We start from the raw sequence: 2032 nt of genomic DNA on the forward strand, positions 1-2032 counted from the left end.
CAGCGGTGGCCGACATCCACGACGGGGCGACGGTGATGATCGGCGGGTTCGGTACCGCCGGCATGCCCGACGCCCTGATCGACGCCCTGATCGCGCAGGGCGCGCGCGGGCTGACCATCATCAACAACAACGCCGGCAACGGCGACACCGGGCTGGCCGCGCTGATCCGGCACAAGCGCGTGCGCCGCATCGTCTGCTCGTTCCCGCGCCAGGCCGACTCGCAGCATTTCGACACGGCGTACCGCGCCGGCGAGATCGAGCTGGAACTGGTGCCGCAGGGCAACCTGGCCGCGCGCATCCATGCCGCCGGCTCGGGCCTGGGCGCGATCTTCACCCCCACCGGTTACGGCACCGAACTGGCGCAGGGCAAGGAAACCCGCGAGATCGACGGGCGTCATTACGTGCTGGAATACCCGCTGCACGCCGACTTCGCGCTGATCAAGGCCCACCGCGGCGACCGCTGGGGCAACCTGGTGTACCGCAAGACCGCGCGCAACTTCGGCCCGCTGATGGCGATGGCCGCGCGCTGTGCGATCGTGCAGGTGGACGCCGTGGTGCCGCTGGGCGACCTGGACCCGGAGGCCGTGGTGACGCCCGGCATCTTCGTGCAGCGCGTGGTTGCTCTGGATGCCACCGCCACTGCTGGAGCCCGCGCATGAACCGCCTGAGCCGCGAACAGATGGCCGCGCGCGTGGCGCGTGATATTCCGGAAGGTGCCTACGTCAATCTGGGCATCGGCCTGCCCACCACGGTGGCCAACTTCCTGCCCGCCGACAAGGAGATCTTCCTGCAGTCGGAGAACGGCCTGCTCGGCATGGGCCCGGCGCCGGCCGCAGGCGAGGAGGACCCGGACCTGATCAACGCCGGCAAGCAGCCGGTGACGCTGCTCACCGGCGGCTGCTATTTCCACCATGCCGATTCGTTCGCGATGATGCGCGGCGGTCACCTGGACATCTGCGTGCTGGGTGCGTTCCAGGTGTCGGCGCAGGGCGACCTGGCCAACTGGAGCACCGGTGCGGCCGATGCCATCCCCGCCGTCGGTGGGGCGATGGACCTGGCCATCGGCGCCAAGCAGGTGTTCGTGATGATGGACCTGCTGACCAAACAGCGGCAGAGCAAGCTGGTGGACACCTGCAGCTACCCGCTCACCGGGCTGCGCTGCGTGTCGCGCGTGTATACCGACGTGGCCGTGTTCGACCTGGGCGAGGAGGGCGCGCGCGTACTGGAAATGGTGGACGGGGTCAGCCTGGCGCAGCTCCGCGAACTCACCGGCCTGCCGCTGCAGATGGTCGAAGGAGCCTGACATGAGCCTGCATGACACCTACATCATCGATGGCATCCGTACCCCGATTGGGCGCTACGGCGGCGCGCTGGCCGGCGTGCGTGCCGATGACCTCGGCGCGATCCCGCTCAAGGCGCTGCTGGCGCGCCATCCGCAGCTGGACCCGGCGCTGATCGAAGAGGTCTACCTGGGCTGCGCCAACCAGGCCGGCGAAGACAACCGCAATGTGGCCCGCATGAGCCTGCTGCTGGCCGGCCTGCCGGTGAGCGTGCCGGGCAGCACCGTCAACCGGCTGTGCGGCTCGGGGCTGGACGCGATCGGTACGGTGGCGCGCGGCATCGCCGCCGGTGAACTTGGCCTGGCCATTGCCGGCGGCGTGGAATCGATGTCGCGCGCGCCCTACGTGATGGGCAAGGCAGGCACGCCGTTCGCACGCGATCAGGGGATGGAAGACACCACCATGGGTTGGCGCTTCATCAACCCGCAGCTGCGCGCGCTGTACGGCGTGGAGACCATGGGCCAGACCGCCGAGAACGTGGCCGAGCGTTACGCGGTGTCGCGCGCGGACCAGGACGCGTTCGCGCTGCGCAGCCAGCAGCGCGCCGCTGCTGCCCAGCAACGTGGGTTCTTCGACGGCGAGATCGTGGCGGTCGATGCACCCGGGCGCAAGCGCGGCGAAACCGTGCGCGTGGCGCGCGATGAACACCCGCGCGCGGACACCACGCTGGACGCATTGGCCGCACTCAAGCC

Annotated in this window: 2 protein-coding genes and 1 pseudogene; all 3 read left to right on the top strand. The window is 69.7% G+C overall.

What is annotated here, in order from left to right; translation table 11 throughout:
- On the top strand, nt 1–659 hold a 659-nt coding region (locus DBR34_RS14940), incomplete at its 5' end, for a 3-oxoacid CoA-transferase subunit A (RefSeq protein ID WP_128097393.1).
- Nucleotides 656–1303, top strand: a complete 648-nt coding sequence (locus tag DBR34_RS14945) for a 3-oxoacid CoA-transferase subunit B (RefSeq protein WP_128097379.1) — start codon at nt 656–658, stop codon at nt 1301–1303. The genes DBR34_RS14940 and DBR34_RS14945, both read left to right, overlap by 4 nt.
- Nucleotides 1304–1310: 7 nt before the next feature.
- A pseudogene (locus tag DBR34_RS14950) lies at nt 1311–2032 on the top strand (3-oxoadipyl-CoA thiolase); the annotation flags it as partial.

This window comes from Stenotrophomonas sp. HMWF003, assembly GCF_003061285.1.
Lineage (GTDB): Bacteria > Pseudomonadota > Gammaproteobacteria > Xanthomonadales > Xanthomonadaceae > Stenotrophomonas > Stenotrophomonas maltophilia_AP.